The 18,391-nt window shown below is 34.1% G+C and carries 15 protein-coding genes; 3 read left to right on the top strand and 12 right to left on the bottom strand.

Annotated elements, in window-relative coordinates:
- Positions 1–128: 128 nt before the first annotated feature.
- Positions 129–383: a hypothetical protein gene (locus GTZ96_RS09610; protein ID WP_161643524.1), complete on the bottom strand. Its 255-nt coding sequence runs from the start codon at positions 381–383 to the stop codon at positions 129–131.
- Positions 384–612: 229 nt separating this feature from the next.
- On the bottom strand, positions 613–2,238 hold the full coding sequence (locus GTZ96_RS09615; protein WP_181033169.1) for an O-antigen ligase family protein: 1,626 nt from the start codon (positions 2,236–2,238) through the stop codon (positions 613–615).
- Between the two features lie 671 nt (positions 2,239–2,909).
- On the opposite strand from GTZ96_RS09615, the gene GTZ96_RS09620 reads away from it, so the two are divergent.
- Positions 2,910–4,808: a hypothetical protein gene (locus GTZ96_RS09620; protein WP_161643528.1), complete on the top strand. Its 1,899-nt coding sequence runs from the start codon at positions 2,910–2,912 to the stop codon at positions 4,806–4,808.
- 518 nt (positions 4,809–5,326) lie between these two features.
- Here GTZ96_RS09620 and GTZ96_RS09625 read toward each other — a convergent pair.
- Positions 5,327–5,797: an OsmC family protein gene (locus tag GTZ96_RS09625; protein WP_161643530.1), complete on the bottom strand. Its 471-nt coding sequence runs from the start codon at positions 5,795–5,797 to the stop codon at positions 5,327–5,329.
- A gap of 206 nt (positions 5,798–6,003) precedes the next feature.
- On the opposite strand from GTZ96_RS09625, the gene GTZ96_RS09630 reads away from it, so the two are divergent.
- Both GTZ96_RS09630 and msrB read left to right on the top strand, forming a co-directional pair.
- A complete protein-coding gene (locus GTZ96_RS09630; RefSeq protein ID WP_161643532.1) occupies positions 6,004–6,453 on the top strand; it encodes an META domain-containing protein in 450 nt (149 codons plus the stop codon).
- Positions 6,454–6,460: 7 nt separating this feature from the next.
- Entirely contained in the window at positions 6,461–6,907 is a 447-nt protein-coding gene (gene msrB, locus GTZ96_RS09635; protein ID WP_161643534.1) for a peptide-methionine (R)-S-oxide reductase MsrB, read from the top strand.
- A gap of 232 nt (positions 6,908–7,139) precedes the next feature.
- On the opposite strand, the gene GTZ96_RS09640 is transcribed toward msrB, so the two are convergent.
- From GTZ96_RS09640 to GTZ96_RS09680, 9 genes are all read right to left on the bottom strand, one after another.
- A complete protein-coding gene (locus GTZ96_RS09640) occupies positions 7,140–7,727 on the bottom strand; it encodes a LutC/YkgG family protein (protein ID WP_161643536.1) in 588 nt (195 codons plus the stop codon).
- On the bottom strand, positions 7,727–9,118 hold the full coding sequence (locus GTZ96_RS09645) for a lactate utilization protein B (RefSeq protein ID WP_161643538.1): 1,392 nt from the start codon (positions 9,116–9,118) through the stop codon (positions 7,727–7,729). The genes GTZ96_RS09640 and GTZ96_RS09645 overlap by 1 nt, the downstream gene beginning before the upstream one ends.
- Positions 9,119–9,209: 91 nt before the next feature.
- Positions 9,210–9,944, bottom strand: a complete 735-nt coding sequence (locus GTZ96_RS09650; protein ID WP_161643540.1) for a (Fe-S)-binding protein — start codon at positions 9,942–9,944, stop codon at positions 9,210–9,212.
- Between the two features lie 87 nt (positions 9,945–10,031).
- Positions 10,032–11,384, bottom strand: a complete 1,353-nt coding sequence (locus tag GTZ96_RS09655) for an FGGY-family carbohydrate kinase (RefSeq protein WP_161643543.1) — start codon at positions 11,382–11,384, stop codon at positions 10,032–10,034.
- A gap of 13 nt (positions 11,385–11,397) precedes the next feature.
- Entirely contained in the window at positions 11,398–12,672 is a 1,275-nt protein-coding gene (locus tag GTZ96_RS09660) for a TIM barrel protein (protein WP_161643545.1), read from the bottom strand.
- Positions 12,673–12,687: 15 nt separating this feature from the next.
- Positions 12,688–13,002 (bottom strand): L-rhamnose mutarotase, encoded by a 315-nt coding sequence (rhaM, locus tag GTZ96_RS09665; protein WP_161643547.1) that lies wholly within the window; start codon positions 13,000–13,002, stop codon positions 12,688–12,690.
- A gap of 182 nt (positions 13,003–13,184) precedes the next feature.
- Positions 13,185–15,320, bottom strand: coding sequence for a bifunctional aldolase/short-chain dehydrogenase (locus GTZ96_RS09670; RefSeq protein WP_161643549.1), 2,136 nt, complete (start codon positions 15,318–15,320; stop codon positions 13,185–13,187).
- A gap of 33 nt (positions 15,321–15,353) precedes the next feature.
- The gene (gene rhaT, locus GTZ96_RS09675; protein ID WP_161643551.1) at positions 15,354–16,403 is read right to left on the bottom strand and encodes an L-rhamnose/proton symporter RhaT; all 1,050 of its coding nucleotides are present in this window, start codon (positions 16,401–16,403) and stop codon (positions 15,354–15,356) included.
- A 212-nt stretch (positions 16,404–16,615) separates the two neighbouring features.
- On the bottom strand, positions 16,616–18,385 hold the full coding sequence (locus GTZ96_RS09680; protein WP_207720173.1) for a family 78 glycoside hydrolase catalytic domain: 1,770 nt from the start codon (positions 18,383–18,385) through the stop codon (positions 16,616–16,618).
- Positions 18,386–18,391: the final 6 nt, after the last annotated feature.

Raw genomic sequence — 18,391 nt, forward strand, 5'->3', positions numbered from 1 at the left:
TTGCAAGCTTCATCATTTGGCAATTCTTTTATAAAGTTTAGTATGCTTTGTCCTTCAAATACTTCCATAACGACTGTTTTTAAAGACATAAAAATACAGAAACTAAATGACTAACTCAATAAATTTAATTAGGGATTTACAAAATAATCATCACACTGAATTACTTGGCCAGTAACTTTGTTTGTCAATCTGCACCAATACCCGGGACTTGGATGACACCATGTATCGCAAGTTGGAGTAGTTTCCCCTTCAGCATGTGCTACATTCAAATTTATTAAACTGTTTAAATTTAAATCTGCAACAGAACTATTCACAGCATTTGCACTAAAAAACATTGCTACAGCAATTACTGCAACACCTAAAACGCCTATTATTTTTTTCATAATTTTTATAATTTAAATTGTTATTAAGGGCTATTAACCCTTTATAAACTTATTGTTTTTTTGCAAAGTGGTATAGGAATGCTACTTTTGCTGAACATTACAATTGCTTACACGAAAGCAGTTGTACGAAATTATAAAGTTACTTTGTTTATAAATTCTTCCTCTGGGGTTGTGGTCTATATCATAGGCTACTTTTTTATAATTAATTAATGTGAGAGTTTTTTAGTTTTTAAAACCCCGGAGGGTTTTTATATTTTGCGAGGATGTTTTTCATTTCTCCCTGTATTTCTTTAATGGCCGTAGAGGGAATTTTTATTTCTTTATTCATTAGTTTCTTGGCCATGGCCACTGCTTTATATTCTTGGCCGGAATCATCGTATAGTTTTGCCAATAAGTAGTTGGCGTAAAACTTGCCGGGTGTCATGTTTATTGCCTGTTGGTAGTTGGCTTCCGCTTTGTCATATTGTTTCGTAACTTTATAACTATCACCCAAGGCGGTTGCTATAACGGTATTGTTTTGATAATGTTTGGCTTGTTCTAATACTACAATGGCTTTATGAGGTTCTCCTGCCATAGCCAGTGTTTTGCCATAATTCATCAAGAAATCCCCATCCTTTTTGAAAATAGGATACGCCAATTCAAAATCAAGAACTGCCCCTTTATAATCTCCGTATTGATAGCTGATTAAAGCATTGTTCCAAGTAATAAATCCTTGACTTAAATCTTTTGTGTAAGTAAAGATTTGGTATATACCAGCGCAAGCCAGTAGAACAATTGTTAATTTATACAAAACACTATTGACAATTGTTCTACTAGTTCCCCTCTCCCTTAGAGATGGGCTAGGGGTGAGGATTTTAAGCTGAAAGGTATCGGCAGTACTATTTGACAGCATAGCAAGTAAAACCACTAGAACTAATTTTATAGGGAGGATTTGCATAGGATAGGAAAAGCAGGCAAAAACCCCAATAGTCAAAAGTCCCGTTTTGGCTTTAAAAGAATTGAGTTGATGCCCCTCTTTTACTTTTGTTTTAGATATAACATACACTACAATCATTAGAAACAATAATCCCAACAAGCCGTTTTCTGCCACAAACTGTAATCCTTCATTGAAAGCATAATAGGTGTTGTCAGCTACTATTGCTTCTGACGTTTCACCGTTTTTTTGGAAGTATTGGGCTTGATACTCCATATAATGTGTCTTGAAAAGGTCAAACCCCACGCCAAAAACAGGAGCGTCTGCAATCATTTCGGTGGTTACTTTCCAAATAAAGGCACGCCCATCCGAGGATGCCTTTTTATAGTGATAGATACTAATAAGCCCAGTGCTTATAATCCCGATAGCGAGTAGTATTAGAGCTGTTTTTTGGAGTTTGGCAGTTACTTTTTCAAACAACCTACCTAAAAAATGGTATCTTAATTCCACTACAACTACGCTGCTCACTAGGACAGCAATCCAAGAAGCCCTGGATTGTAACGCGGGAAGTACTATGGCTATACTAATGAGTCCCAGCAACGGAATGTACTCAAAAGTGTATTTTATGAATTCGTTAAAAAACGGAGTATTGTTTTTTGTTTGTGATTGCACTTGAGTTGTTATGCTATCTTTAAACAAATACATCCCCAAAGCAACAGCCCAAACACTGATCAAAAAACCGGCATAAGGTCCCGGGTTAAAAAAACTGCCCGTCATTTTAAATCCGGAATGGTTGGAGGGATAATAACCCAATAACTGTAAGTTCCCATACACCGCTTGCATGATTCCAGAAATAATCACAGATAATAGTAACCAATAATAATTTTTGGCAGCAATATTTCGCAAAACAACATACAGGAAGCTTAGTCCCAATAATTCCATATAACGAATAGAAAAGCTATAATGAGATGGAATGAAATATCGATTTATAGTGATATAACTTAACAGCGCAAAAAGAGCGAGGTCTAATTTAGAAAAGGAGTACTGTTTTTTTTGGTCACTAACAACATGAAGAATATAAAAGCCAAGCAGGGCGATGCAGGCGTAAATAAAGTAAATAAACTTACTTGTAATAGTGGATAACACATATTCTTGGATATTAATCTGGGGCAGCATCAAAAAAAGTGAAAACAGTATAAGTACAAGAAAAACCCTTGATATATTTGACAATAGAATAGCCGTTTTTAGCATTGTTTGAACTTACTGATTAGTATTAAATTATCCTTTGTATTGTAAGAATTTTATAATATTCCAAACCTATGAATTAATTACGAAGCAACTGTTCTGAACTGTACTGAAATAATGTATTTTTTTACAAATATTTTTTTAATCAATTGATTTTTAATTAATTAACTAAAATTATTTTAATACTAATTTTTTAAAACTCAGTAAGTTCACAGCTGTTTATTAAAGGAATTTAGTTTTCTCAATAGAAAAAAAAGAATTTTTAAAAATATCAGAAAAAAATTACTTACAATAACTCTAATTTTGTACTTTGGCGCACTTAATTCCGAGTTTAAATAATCGGACAACACTGATTAAAATTTAATAATATGAAAAAAGCAGCTTATTTGTGTATTGTCGCACTAGTTTTGGTTTCCTGTAATAAATATTCAAATGGCACGATTAGAGCATTGGATGAAGCGGGAGAGAATAAACAAGAGTTGGAAAAAGTCTTCAATTTTTACGAGACCAATCCCGCTGACAGTCTTAAGTATAAAGCCGCATTATTCCTTGTTGAAAATATGTCCAATCATTATTCACATAAGTCCGTTACAGGATTTGAGGATGCTTTTGACAGCATAAGCAACTATCCCATGGATGGATTGCGTCGTGGCATTTTTGAAAAAATGTTAGATTCGGTATCAAAAAAGATCAGTTTGAGAAAATCCGAATTAATTCCGGATGTCAAGGGTGTTACCTCTAAATATTTAATCAAAAACATTGAATTATCATTTGAGGCCTGGAATAAAATTCCAAAGAACAAGAAATCTTCCTTTGATGATTTTTGCAACTATATTTTACCTTATAAGGATAGCGATGAACCTATTGAGGTAGATGTCCGTGAAAAATTGGCCAAAAAGTATGCATGGGTTTATAAATACCTCAAAAATGGGGCTTCTTTACGTTCGGCCGTGGATTCCATCAAATCCGAATTTAGGTTTACAGTTGTAGGGCAAATGAGAGAACATTATCCCATTCCATTAAGCATTAGCCAAATTGAAAAATCCAGAATGGGGATATGCGATGATGGAGTAAATTATTTAGTGAATGTATTTAGATCTTTGGGAATAATTAGTGCCAAGGACATGATATCTCATTGGGGGAATCATTATTCCATGGGACACTCCTGGATCTATGTTAAATATGGAGAAGAAGAGTATTCTACGGATGTATCCAGAAAAGGTGATGTAAGAGAGGAATATTTGGGAGAAAGTATTCCAAAAGTAAATAGGGTAACTTATGGTTTTCAAAAAGACTATACGTTTTCACCATTTGCAAAAGATGTGACAGCAGAATATGTTCCAACGGTAAATATTACTATTAATAATATTCTAAATGCACCTCATTCTCAACCTGTATTATATGTTTTTGATAGAAATAGTCAATGGGCAGCTGTTTCCTATGGTAAAAACAAAGATGAAAACAATACATTTAATAACGTAGGGGTTAATGTGCTATACTTGGCGGGCATTCAAGAAGAAAACACGATTATGCCGATTAATTATCCATTTTTTATAGATAGCACTAAAAAAATTCAATTTTTCAGACCTTCCAAATCTATTTTGGATTCAGCTCCATTAGTTCGAAAATATGGATTAACTACCGCGAGAACTAAAACAAAATTGGATTGGATGACAAGTCTGAATGATAATCTAATTCAGGGAGCTGATAATCAAAATTTCCGTAATGCAAAAACGTTATATCGCATATCAAATTTTAACAGCACCCATTTAAAAAAGATACTAGTAAAGCAGCAGGAAAAATTCAGGTATGTTCGTTATTATTCCAATAAAAAAGAATCTTTTTTGGTTAAGTTGGCTTTTTATGGTGCTAATGGAAAAGAATTGAAAGGAGAAGTTGTAAAAGAAAATAATGCAATTTTGAAATGGGAAGATGGTGCTTTTGATGACGACCCTGGTTCGTACTCTGGAGGTAGAGATTTTACACTAGGACTAAAATTTAAGAAGCCTACGCTTATTCATTCTGTTGGTTTTCAGGCAAGAAATGATAGTAACCATATAAATATAGGAGATGAATATGAGTTGTTTTATTGGGACAGGCAATGGAAAACTTTAGGCAGTCAAGTTGCCAAGGATACAGTTCTTTATTATAGTACACCAGCTAATTCTCTATTGTGGTTAAAAGATAATACAAATGGTAAAGAAGAACATGTGTTTACAATTGATAAAAACAAAAAACAACGATGGTTAGGATTTGATAATTATTAAATTGGTTTTATTTTATATTTTAAAGTTTTAATAAAATGAATTAAATTTATTGAACACTAATAATAGTGTTTGGAAAATATTAAAACTGGGCTGGAAGAAATCCAACTGTTTAAAAAAGGAGAGTTAAAAACTACTTCAGCTAAAGATTTTTTGAATGAGTTATAAAATAGAACTATCTAAAAAGAAGTCTCCCCTCTTTAAATAGGCATTAAGTTTGTTAAATACTTTGTTTTAAAAACTTAATATATAGTTGAACCCATGTACATTGGGTTAGTTATGAAATAGCTCTTAAATATCTAAAAATTTAAAATCATTAATTATGCTAGAAAACCAGAAAAATGGTAAAATTGAATTTAATGAGAATTACGAGGAACTTTTCAACTTACACAGTTAGTGAAACACTACCAGATAATTAGATAGATATATAATTATAAAAGTATAAGAGGCTGTCCGAAAAGGCAGCCTCTTATACTTTTATAAAATACCACTACTCTCTTTACATAATTAACTTATTTCAGCTATTCTCCTTCACAACTAGGAAAATGCAAAATTGGAAAATTACAGGAATTCGCAATAAAACAAAGTTCGTTTGCTTTTGTGTGCAGGCTTAAAGCTTGGGAGATTTTTTCTTTTTCTTGGATAATTACTTTAGGAAATAATCGAACTTCTATAAAACGTCCAGAGCCATTTTCTGAAACTTCTAGCGTTGCCTCAGCGTCATCCTGATATGTAACCACCGTTATACCATTTTGTGAACACGCATACAAATACGACATCATGTGACAAGAAACCACGCTACTCAACAACAAATCCTCGGGATTGTATAAACCGGGATCTCCTTTGAACGCTTTGGCAGCCGAAACATCTAATAATGCTTTTCCATCAATGGCAATTTGGTGTGTTTTACTGTATTTTTTTGAATTAGGAATCGTTTCTTTTGGAACTGAAGTCCAATTTAATTTTGCTTTAAATAAATGCTTCAATCTCATATTTACTTATTTATGAAGAACCAAATATAGCCAAATAATCCTAGCCGTTTAAATTTGAAACGCTATTGAAAAATTAGGAAATTATAAACAATGATTGAGTAAATGCTTTTTTATATTTGTAAAAGCGGTAAAGACTGGAAATTATATTTTCGGCTTGTATTACTGAAAATTTATTCCAAAATAGAATCTCCACTTAAAAATTGAAAATGAAAAACTATTTTACTAAAATTAGTCTATTCTTCGTTGTTTTACAATCCTTTTCATGCAGCAGTAGCAAAAAAACAATTGCCGATAAACCTTCTGATATTGTAGAAAAATATTGGAAATTAATTGAAATCAGAGGTCAAAAAGTAACTGCTGAAAATTTTGCTTCTAAAGAACCGCATCTAATTTTGAAATCAGCTGATAATAGAGTGACTGGAAATGGCGGCTGCAATTCTTTTTTTGGAACGTATGAACTTCAGGCCAATGTTAACCGAATTTCATTTTCAAAAATAGGTTCTACCAAAATGGCTTGCATGAAACCTACCGTTGAAAACGAATTTTTAAACGTATTAGAAACTGTAGATAATTACACAGTAAAAAACGATACCTTACAATTAAACAAAGCCCGAATGGCTCCGATGTCCAAATTTGTAGCTGTATATCTTAAATAAAAAAACTATGCTAAACTGGAACGATCTTATAAAATTTGCCACACATGGGAATCCTACTCCACCAAAAAGAGTAGAAAAAACAGAACAGGAATGGAAATTAGAATTGAGCGATGAAGAATTTTATGTAACTCGTCAAAAAGGAACAGAAAGAGCGCATAGTTCAGAACTCTGCAATCTTTTTGAAGCCGGAAAATATGCCTGCAAATGTTGTAAAACTCCCCTTTTTGATTCTACAACTAAATTTCAAAGTGGAACGGGTTGGCCATCCTTTACGCAGCCTATAGTTATTGAAAATGTGGCTTACAATAAAGATGTAAGTTATGGAATGATTCGCATCGAATGTGTTTGTAATATTTGCGATGCGCATTTGGGTCATGTTTTTCCTGATGGACCAGAACCTAGTGGTTTGCGGTTTTGCATTAATGCTGTTTCTTTAGAAAAAATAAAAGAATAGTAAAAATTATTACGCAATAATGATTACACAAAGTTTCGCTAAGAAAACACAAAGTTTCACAGAGCTTTTTTTTTAAAGATTTAAAAGATTCTCTTTTCTCTCTCTTTTGTAAATATTTCTTTGAGTTCCTTTGCGGTTTACTTTGAGAATCTTTGCGTTACAACTAAAACAAAAAAATCGCTTCGATAAAACACGAAGCGATTTTTTTAGGACTAGACAATCTAAGAATAAACTATTCCATCAAAAAAACGGTCAATCCTCTTGCTCCATGAGCTCCAAGAACTAATGATTGCTCAATATCGGCAGTTTTAGAAGGTCCTGCTATAAAAGTACCAAAACCATAATCTAAATCACCAATGCGCTCATAAGCCTGATGCATTGTAGCTAAAATATCTTTTTTATTGACAATGATAGTTAAATACTGCGGAATAAAAGGAGAAACTCTTTGTCCTAAAATAGCATCGGTTACCCAAAGTCCTGAGTTTTCAGCAACACCAAAATGTGCTTTTATAATAGCTAATTCTACATTTTGTAAACTATGTGGGTCATCATTTGTCCATTCGGTTTCAGCAATATCAGCTAATTCCGGAATGGTAGTAATCTTTCTTTTATCTGCTGGATAATGCGTAGCAATGTAGGCTTTGACTTCGTCTAAACTACTCACTTCTTCACAAAATCCACCAATACCTTTTAGTACTGTTTTATAGGTTTGAATTACATCAATTTTGTCTAATCCTAAAAAACTAAGACTAGGCAATTCGCTCACTGATGTAGGCTGATTGTTTTTGATTTTACTTAAAATACTATCTCTACTGCTCATTATTTCTTGTCTTTAGATTCTTTTGCTTTTTTAGCATACCATTCTCTAAATGATTCTTCTGGCGGTGCTGGCATTTCTCTTTGCTTGTACCAAGCATTAAGATTGTTGTTTACCATAAAAGGCAAATTCTTCATTACAAATCGACCTGCTTTTCCTGCAATTTTAAAAACGGTTGGATTAGCTAAGACAGCCGACATTCCTTTCATGGCCATTGTTTTAGAACTTGGCGTATAACCTTCCTTAACTAAAACCTGACGCCATTTATACAACTGGTCGTGAATATCAATCTTTACCGGACATACATTAGTACAAGAACCACATAGCGTACTTGCAAAAGGCAAATCGGCATTCTTTTTCATGTCTAAGTTTGGTGCCAAAATAGAACCAATAGGACCTGCAACCGCATTATGATAACTGTGTCCACCACTTCTTCTGTAAACCGGACAAGTGTTCATACAAGCCCCACAACGAATACATTTTAGAGAGTTTCTAAACTCTTCACGTCCTAATTGCGTACTTCTGCCATTATCAACAATCACAATGTGCATTTCCTGACCATCTCTTGGCTTTTTAAAATGACTTGAGAAAGTAGTAATAGGTTGTCCTGTAGCACTTCGAGCCAATAAACGAAGAAAAACACTCAAATGTTTGCGTTGCGGAATTAATTTCTCAAATCCCATACAAGCAATGTGAACGTCAGCAAGATGCGCCCCCATGTCGGCATTTCCTTCATTGGTACACACCACAAATTCACCCGTTTCAGCAACTGCAAAATTCACTCCTGTAAGTGCTACTTTTCTAGTTAAGAAAGTATCTCTTAATTCTTTTCGAGCCGCTTCGGTTAAATATTGAGGATCGTTATTCCCTTTTTCTGTTCCAAGGTGTTCGTGAAAAGTATCACTTACATCTTCCTTTTTTAAGTGAATAGCAGGCAATACGATATGACTTGGTGGTTCTTTTCTTAATTGAACAATAAATTCCCCTAAATCGGAATCAATTACTTCAACTCCATTCTCTGCTAAATATTCATTCAAATGACATTCTTCGGTAAGCATTGATTTTGATTTTACCATTTGGGTAACACCATGCTTAGCAATGATAGAATGTACTATTTTATTGTGTTCGTCTCCATCAGCAGCCCAATGGATAATAATTCCGTTTTCTTTGGCTTTAGCTTCAAATTCGACTAAATAATCGTGAATATTTGAAAGTACATTGTTTTTAATATTTGAAGCCGTCTCACGAAGTGCTTCCCATTCCGGGATAGCATGAGCTGATTTATCTCTTTTTGAACGAACAAACCAAAGCGTTTCATCATGCCAGTTTACACGTTCTACATCTTTATTAAAAATAGCCGCTGCGTGACTATGATCTATTGTATTTTCTTTCATATATGTGAAAGTTTATTTTTTATTGTCATATATGTTATCGCCTTTAATTCATCGGTATTTGTTTTCAACAAATTTGTTAATAGTGGCGATTTCATATTGAGTTTAAAATTTCTGCAATGTGAATTACTTTAATATTGCTTTTTTGTCTTCTTAGAATTCCTTCTAAATGCATTAAGCATGACATATCTCCACCGGTAATATAATCTACTTGGTGTGCTGCGTGATCTTCTATACGGTCTAGTCCCATTTTCACAGAAACGGCTTCTTCGGTAACACAAAAAGTACCTCCAAAACCACAACACTCATCTTTTCTGCTTAAGGATACTAAATCCAAACCTTTTATCTTACTCAATAACTGTTCAGGTTTAGAAAAAGGAGCCGCATTTAATTCACTCATTTGTGAAAGATGTAATCCGCGTTGACCGTGACAACTTTGGTGCATTCCTACTTTATAAGGAAAATTCCCTTCGATAGATTCTACTTTTAATATATCGGTTAGAAATTCTGTTAGTTCATACACATGCTTTCTAATATGTGTAGCAGCAGCTTCATTCTCCTTAGAATGAAGGTGTTCCTTCACATGCATTGTACAACTTCCAGAAGGACAAACGACATAATCAAATTCAGAAAAATTATTCACAAAATTAGTATCACATCCTCCGGTTAAATGAGAATAACCGCTATTAGCCATTGGTTGTCCACAGCAAGTTTGATCCATTGGAAAACTTACTTCACATCCAAATTTCTGTAATAACTCTAAGCTTGCAATACCTATTTGTGGATAAAATTGATCCACATAACAAGGTATAAAAAGTCCAACTTTCATATGCTGTTGTTTATTGTTTAACACTTTAATTAAAATTGCCTATCAATATTCGTTTTAAGATTGAATTATGATAGGCAAATTTAGATATTAATGTTTGTAAAATTTTAAATCAATTAAATCATTTTGAATTGGTTTTGTATTCCAATTTTTATGAATGGCTAAGGCAGCTCCTAGTGAACTGGCTTGCGCCATGGATGCAGCATATACTTCCATTTCAGGGAAAGCTTCCGCTAACAAGTTCATATAAATCGAATTTTTACTGAAACCTCCATCAACAAAAACTTTCTTTACCGGACTATTATAAATTACTAATTTAGTCGAAACAATTTGTTGAGCAATTAAATCCAACATTAACTGATGGTACCCTTCATCATAATTTTCAAAATCAGATAAATCTCTTTGGTTGAAAGGACAATCTTTTAGAATCGTACTATCTTCCTTAGTATATTGTTTGAATTTAGCTCTTAACTTAGTAATAATATCTTTATCGTAAAGCACGTGTTTGTAAGAATCTAAAGGAGCATTAAAATGTGTTGCCAATTTTACTGACTGAATTTCATGCTCATTTCCTGCAAACAAACGAGAAGCTTTTACCGGTTTTCCTTTATAATGTAAAAAGCACAAGCAATCATTTTGCAATTCCTCAAAGGTAAGCTTTTTATCATTAAACGGATTCATAGTAATAACCCAAGTTCCAGTTGACAACAATACAAATGGATCTTCAAAATTGATAATATAAGGAATCAAAGCCGAAGAACTATCATGCAACCCAATTCCAACTGCAATATCATTCTCGATGGTTATAGCATCTTCAGAATCATGAATTGGTGGCAGTTTTTCATCTATATTTTGCTTTCTAATCCATTTGTGGTATTTCATTTTATTGAAATTCCAAAGATTAGTGTGACAACCAATACTTGTGATATCTGTAAAACCTTGTTTAGTTAAAAGAAAACTCATGTATTGTGGCAAATGCAAACAGTATTTTACCTTATCAAAAACCTCAGGGTTTTCTTTTTTCAATCGGTAAATTTGCATTCCGGAATTCAAACTTCCTAAAACCGGAGAAGCAGTTTTCACTGCGAAAACTTCTTCTCCTTGGTATTTAGAATAAAATTTATTTTTAAGCTTTTCAGGATAGGGTCTTAGATAATTGTACAAAGGCGTTAAAGGATTTCCTTCTTCGTCTACGTACACAAAACTGGCACCATAAGTACTAAAATTCACTGCTTTTAAATTGTATTGTGTTTGAGATTTCATCTCTTCCCAACATCCCAAAAACCAGTCTTTTAGTGCTACAATATCTTCGCAAGGAAATCCATCTTCATCAACTGTTTCAGGAAGATTTACTGAGTTTTCCCAAACAATTTGATAGCTTTCATTAAATAGAAAGGCTTTTTTATTTGTTTTTCCAATATCGAAAATGGCTACTGCATTCATTTAATGTTGTTTTTTATAATCCTGTTGCTACAGTTTTCAATCCTCTTTCTCCAATTAAAGCATCACGTACAGCTAACTGGCGATATAATCCAACTGGATTCAACGCAGCACCTGAACGCAAACGAGCTTCAGCTACTAATGCACGAACATCAGTACGGAAAGCATTTTGTAAAATTTCCTGAGCTTTAACAACATCATTTTCATTTTGAGCAATTTCTAACGCTTTTCTGTCAACAGAAAGTGCCTGAGCATAAGCAATCATAATAGCTTCAACAGATTGTAATAAATCTTCCATTGGATCTTTTACGTTATGAGAAGCATCAATCATCCAACCTAAGTCAGTTGCATGGTTCATTCCTCTGGCATCCATTCCTTCTACTAATTCGTTGAAGATTAAGAATAATTGGTAAGGTTTTAATGCACCAGCAGTTAAATCGTCATCTCCGTATTTAGAATCATTGAAGTGGAAACCTCCTAATTTATCTTCCATTAATAATAAAGAAACAATTTGCTCAATATTAGCATTTGGAAGGTGGTGACCTAAATCAACTAAAGTTTTTGCTTTATCTCCTAATTTTTTCACATAAGAATAAGATTGTCCCCAATCAGCAACTGTAGTAGAGTAGAAATTAGGCTCAGCACATTTGTATTCTAAGAATAATTTCCAGTCAGCAGGCAATGCAGCATAAATTTCTTGTAAACTTTCTAATGTATTTTCGTAAGCTTTACGGAAATTCAATTGTCCTGGAAAGCAAGATCCATCAGCTAACCAAACAGTCAATGACTCAGAACCTAACTCAACACCTTGTTGAATTACGTCGATATTGTGTTGAACCGCTTGTTTACGGATTGCTTTGTTTACATTTTGTAATGAACCAAATTTATAAGAGTACTCACTATTCGCTTGGTCTTGAAATGTATTAGAGTTAACTGCATCAAATTTCAAATTGTGTTGTGCTGCCAAAAATTTAATAGCATTATAATCAGTTGCTGTATCCCATGGAATGTGTAATGAAATAGCTCCAGAAGCATTATTCAAAGCGTGTAGCAAACCTACATCTTCGATTTTTTCTTCTAATGAACGAGGCTCTCCACCACCTGGAAAACGTCCAAAACGAGTTCCTCCAGTTCCCAATGCCCAAGAAGGAATTGCGATTTGGAAATCGATTAATTTTTTAATAATATTTTCTGTTTCAGCAATTTCAGAAGCAGAAAAAACTAATTTATTTTTATGAGAAGTATAAAGCCCATCATTGTGAGCAGCAATTTTGTTAGAATCTAATATCATGATAATTATAAATTTTTAAGGTAAATAAAAAACTTCTTTGAGTGAAACACTCACTGGCGAATTGTCTGGATTTGCATCCATAATATCACCCATATATTTCCACCATTTTTGCATAATAGCGTGCTGAGGAAGTTCGTCTAATCGACTAGGATCTTCAATTTTTAAAACACCAAAAAGGGCATGTGTATCTTCATCAAAAAAAATAGAGTAATCCTCTACTCCTACACTTTTTAACAAATCGGCTAATTCTGGCCACAATTCATCATGTCTTTTTTGGTACTCTTGAACCTGACCTTGATGCAACTGCATTTTAAATGCTACTTTTTTCATAATTTATGGTGATTATAAGCGGTAGATTTAAAAACAATGCTAACCACCTAAGTTGCTATAAAGAATAATTGCTTTTTTAAAAGAAGATAAAAAAATAAAGATGTCGTTAGTAGATTAAGAAAAATCTAACGCCCGAAAGAATCGGACGTTAGATAAATCAATCTAAAAACTAACATCTAAAATTATCTATAAAAGCCCATAGATACACCACCGTCAACATTCAAAGCATTTCCTGTTGATTTGCCTAACAAACCACCAACAAAAGCAAAACATGCATTAGCAATATCATCTGGCAATATAATTTCGTTTAATAAAGTACGTTTAGCGTAGTAAGCTGGCAATTCAGCTACTGTAATACCATACGCTTTTGCACGTCCTTCAGCCCATCCACCTGACCAAATATTTGAATCAGAGATAACAGCATCAGGATTAACTGTGTTCACACGGATTTTATCAGCTCCTACTTCAGCAGCCATCAAACGTGTTAAGTGAGCTTGAGCCGCTTTAGCAGATCCGTATCCAGCGTTGTTTGGTCCTGCAACAACTGCATTTTTAGATACGATATTAACGATATCTCCACCAAAACCTTGTTTACGCATTACTTCGATTCCAGCTTTAGAAACAATAAATTGTCCTTTAACTAAGATATCATATAATCTATCCCACTCTTCTAATGAATGCTCAGCAATAGATTTAGAAATACTAATTCCTGCATTATTTACAATAATATCAGCACCACCAAATGCTAAACAAGCAGCATCTAAAGCTTTAGCTGTACTATCAGCATCAGTTACGTTTAATAAAGTACTAGAAACAGCATCTTTACCAAAAGTTTTGATAAAATCAGCAGTTGCACCTTCTAAACGCTCTTCGTTGATATCGTTGATTACAACACAAGCACCTTCTTCAGCAAATTTCTTAGCGATAGCCTTACCAATTCCACCTGCAGAACCTGTAATCAAAGCGATTCTTCCAGATAATGCTTTTGGTTTTGGCATACGTTGTAATTTAGCTTCTTCTAACAACCAATATTCGATATCAAAAGCTTCTTGACGTGGCAATGAAGTATATTCTGAAACTGCTTCAGCACCTTTCATTACGCTTACTGCATTGATATAATATTCAGATGCCAAACGAGCCATTGTTTTGTCTTTTGCAAAAGTAAACATACCAACACCTGGATATAAAATTACAACCGGGTTTGGATCACGCATTGCTGGTGAGTTTGATTTTTTACAAGTGTTATAGTACTCAGAGTACATTTGACGATACGCTTCAAAAGCTGGAGCTAACTTAGCTTTGATAGCATCAACATCAGATAAATCTTCGTTTGGAGCTAATTCAATTACTAAAGGACTGATTTTAGTTCTCAAGAAGTGATCAGGACAAGAAGTTCCAAGAGGAGCTAATGTTTCTAAATCATTAGAATTGATGAACTCTAAAACTCTGGCATCATCAGTATAGTGACCAATCATTTTACGTTCTGAAGAACAGAAACCTCTTAAGATTGGAGCTAATTTAGCAGCTTGAACCTGACGAGCTTCAACAGCTAAACTTTCGATTTTTTGACCTCCAAAAACTGGACGTGTTTTTCCGTAGTTAGACTCTAAATACTCAGCACATTTTTCAATTACTTCAAGAGTATTGATATAACTTTCGTATGAAGTATCTCCCCAAGTAAACAAACCGTGAGATCCTAACATTACTCCTTTTAGTTTTTTCCCTTTAGCAGCAGCTTCTTCTAAACAAGCACGCATTTGCAAACCAAGGTCAAAACCTGGACGTTGCCATCCAACCCATCCAATCTCTCCGTTGAATAATTCTTCAGTGATTTTTGCACCATCTTTTGCAGCAGCAATAGCAATAGCAGCATCTGGGTGCAAGTGATCGATGTGAGCAAATGGTAAGAAACCGTGTAAAGGTGTATCAATTGAAGGCGCTTTTGAAGCTAAATCAAAAATACAGTGGTTGAATAATTCCACCATTTCGTCTTCATGCTCAATTCCTCTATACACGTTTTCTAAGTTGCGAAGTCTTTCTAAGTAAAGAGCAGCACAACCTGATTTTGTTAATGTTCCAATATCACCACCAGAACCTTTAATCCACATTACCTCAGTTGCAGCTCCAGTTAATGGATCTTTATCAGTAATTTTCACAGAAGTATTTCCACCTCCATAGTTCGTTAATCTTAAATCTGCGCCTAATAAATTAGAGCGATAGATAAAAAGTGCCACTTCATCTCCTGCTAATTCAGCAGCTTTTGCATCATCCCAAAGGTAACTTACGTGCTTAAAAGTCATTGTATTTGTATTTGACATTATATATAAAATTTAAAATTGTTAATCTGTTTATTATAGTGAATTTCCGATTCCTACTAACACAATAGAAGCTAGAATCAATCCGATACCTAATAAGAATGTTCTAAAAGTCTTTTTAGACACTCCCGTCCATTCTTTCAAATAAAATCCCCAAAAATTAGCAGTCAAAATAATGGTCGCCATGTGTAAAATCCATGAACTTGCTCCATTTCCTAATTTACTTTCTCCCATTCCGTAAAAGAAAAATTGTAAAAACCACATAGTACCTGCAAGAGCTGAAAACATTATATTTCTGGTAATAGGCGTACTGCTATTAGTGTAATCTTTAAATGTTTTATTTCTAAAATTAAGGTACATACACCAAAGGAAATTAGTAGTAAGACCTCCCCAAAGCAATACTACATAAGTAACATTGTTTTGAAACAAAGGGTTAAACCCTAATCTCACTGCTTCTTCAGCCATTGGTTTTCCAGCTTCAATTCCAAAATTGAAAAATGAACTTAAAATCCCTGAAATAATTGCGATGATAAGTCCTTTTACCAAGCTAAATTCTTTGTCTTTATCTTCGTGACCTACCGCAAAATCTTTTTCTTTAAGCATTCCTGCTTTACCAGAAAATGCAATCCCAATAAGACAAACCAAAACCCCTAACAATACTAATTGTCCTCCAGTGTTAGACAACATATCAGTAAAAGAAACTTTACCTTCTGTTGGATAAAAATTATAATAGATAGAAGGAACTAATGCTCCAAAAGCAGAACAAAAACCTAATGTAATTGAGTTCCCTAATGACATTCCTAAATAACGTACTCCTAAACCATAAGTCAATCCACCGATACCCCAAATCAATCCCATAGAATAAGTAACTGCCTTAATAGTTGGCGCAGCAGTACTAATAATCTCAGCAAAACCAGGAATTGTTAAATAAGCAGCAACAGGTGGAACAATCAACCAAGAGAAAAATCCTCCTACGATCCAATAGCTTTCCCAAGCCCAACCTTTAACCTTTTTAAAAGGCATATAAAAACTACCTGAAGAGAAACCTCCAATTGAGTGAAAAAGAAGACCGAGAATTGATTCCATTTAATAATTTGGTTTAATGTTTATAATTTTTCGATTTGTAAAATAATAGAATATCTGAAACATAACTGTCCTGCACAGTCATGACATTATTGGCTTTTATGCAATTATTCCAGAATAAATATGTTTTTTTACATATTATTTAACTGATTCATTGTCATTTAAAGCGCAACCACTTATAATTATAACAGATTATATTGATTTTTTTAAATAAATTACATCTGCATTTCAAAATGATACTTTCCTGAGCCTACTATTTTGCTCTTTTCATTTACAATAAGGTCATTTTCTTTTATCGTCTCCACCTTATTTGTTGGAAATACAATCGTTGCATTGGTGTTAGCAGGAATCTCCACATCCAAAATCAATTTGCTGTTTTCTATTTTCCAAGAAGAAGAGACCAAACCATAATTGGTTTCCAAACTTCCTTTAGCATACGTTAAATTCCCTCCCAGTTCCGGTTTAATGATAATCTCTTTATAACCGGCTCCTTCCGCTTCTTTAGTATCAATACCAGCAACGGTTCTGTAAATCCAATCTCTTACTGCTCCATACGCATAGTGATTGAACGAAGTCATACCAGGATCCTGAAACGTTCCGTCTGGCTTCATAGAGTCCCAACGTTCCCAGATGGTCGTAGCCCCATGCGCTTTTATTGGATACAACCAAGACGGATAGGTATCCTGAAGCAAGAGTTTGTATGCCACATCATTTCTACCAAAACGGCTTAACACCGGATTTAAAAATGGAGTCCCTAAGAATCCGGTTGTCAAATGATATTCATAACTTTCAATATTTTTCACCAAACGCTCCACAGCTTGCAATCTTAAATCCTCTGGAAACATATCAAATTGTAAAGCTAAAATATAAGCGGTCTGTGTTTCTGAAATTAACTTTCCTGATGCCGTCATATATTCGGCCTGAAATGCTTTTTTAATGCGTTCCAAAAGTGCTTGATATTCTTGTACTTCATCCGTTTTACCCAATAAAGCAGCTGCTTTTATCATTATTTCAGTATTGTAGGCATAAAAACATTGGGCTACCAAATAATTATCCGTAATAGCCGATTTCATTCCAATCATTCCTTGTGAATCATCTGCTCTATAGCTCAACCAATCAGCAAATTGAAAACCGGTATTCCACAAATCCTTTTTAGCAGCACCGCGCACATAATTCAAATAGGCTTTCATACTTGGATATTGTCGTTCTACAATTTCCCTGTCTCCATAACTCACATACATATTATAAGGAATAATAATACTGGCATCTGACCATCCTGCAGCCCCCACAGGCATATCAAAACTAGTTCCCTTTAGAGTATTCGGAATAACAAAAGGTACCGAACCATTTTTATTTTGATCAGCAGTCACATCTATCAACCATTTGGAAAAAAACTGATTGACATTAAAATTATAAGCCGCTGTTCGCGAAAACACTTCAGCGTCACCTGTCCAGCCCAAACGTTCATCACGTTGCGGACAATCGGTAGGCACATCTAAAAAATTCCCTTTCTGTCCCCATTGAATATTACTTTGCAACTGATTCACCAATGGATTTGAACATTCAAAAGTCCCGGTTTGCTTCATATCCGAATACAACGCAATGGCGGTAAAATCATTTGGATTGATTTTTCCTGAAAGCCCTTCCACTTTCACATAACGAAAACCGAAGAAGGTAAAATGAGGTTCCAATATTTCAATTCCATTTCCACTTAATGTATAAGTAGCTTGTGCTTTGGCAGAACGCAAATTTTCAAAATAAGGCACACCTTTTTTGTCTAACATTTCCACATGAGAAAGTTTGATTTGCTCACCGGCTTTTCCTTGAATGGCGACTTTTACCCAACCTACTAAATTCTGACCAAAATCCAATATGGTTTCTCCTTTCGGGGAAGTCAACACCTGAATCGGTTTAAAATTTTCATGTTTTCGAATAGGTTCATTGATAGCAGCCGTAATATAATCCTTCGGAAAATCTTTAGTCACCACACT

The sequence above is a fragment of the Flavobacterium undicola genome (genome assembly GCF_009909155.2).
GTDB classification, from domain to species: domain Bacteria; phylum Bacteroidota; class Bacteroidia; order Flavobacteriales; family Flavobacteriaceae; genus Flavobacterium; species Flavobacterium undicola.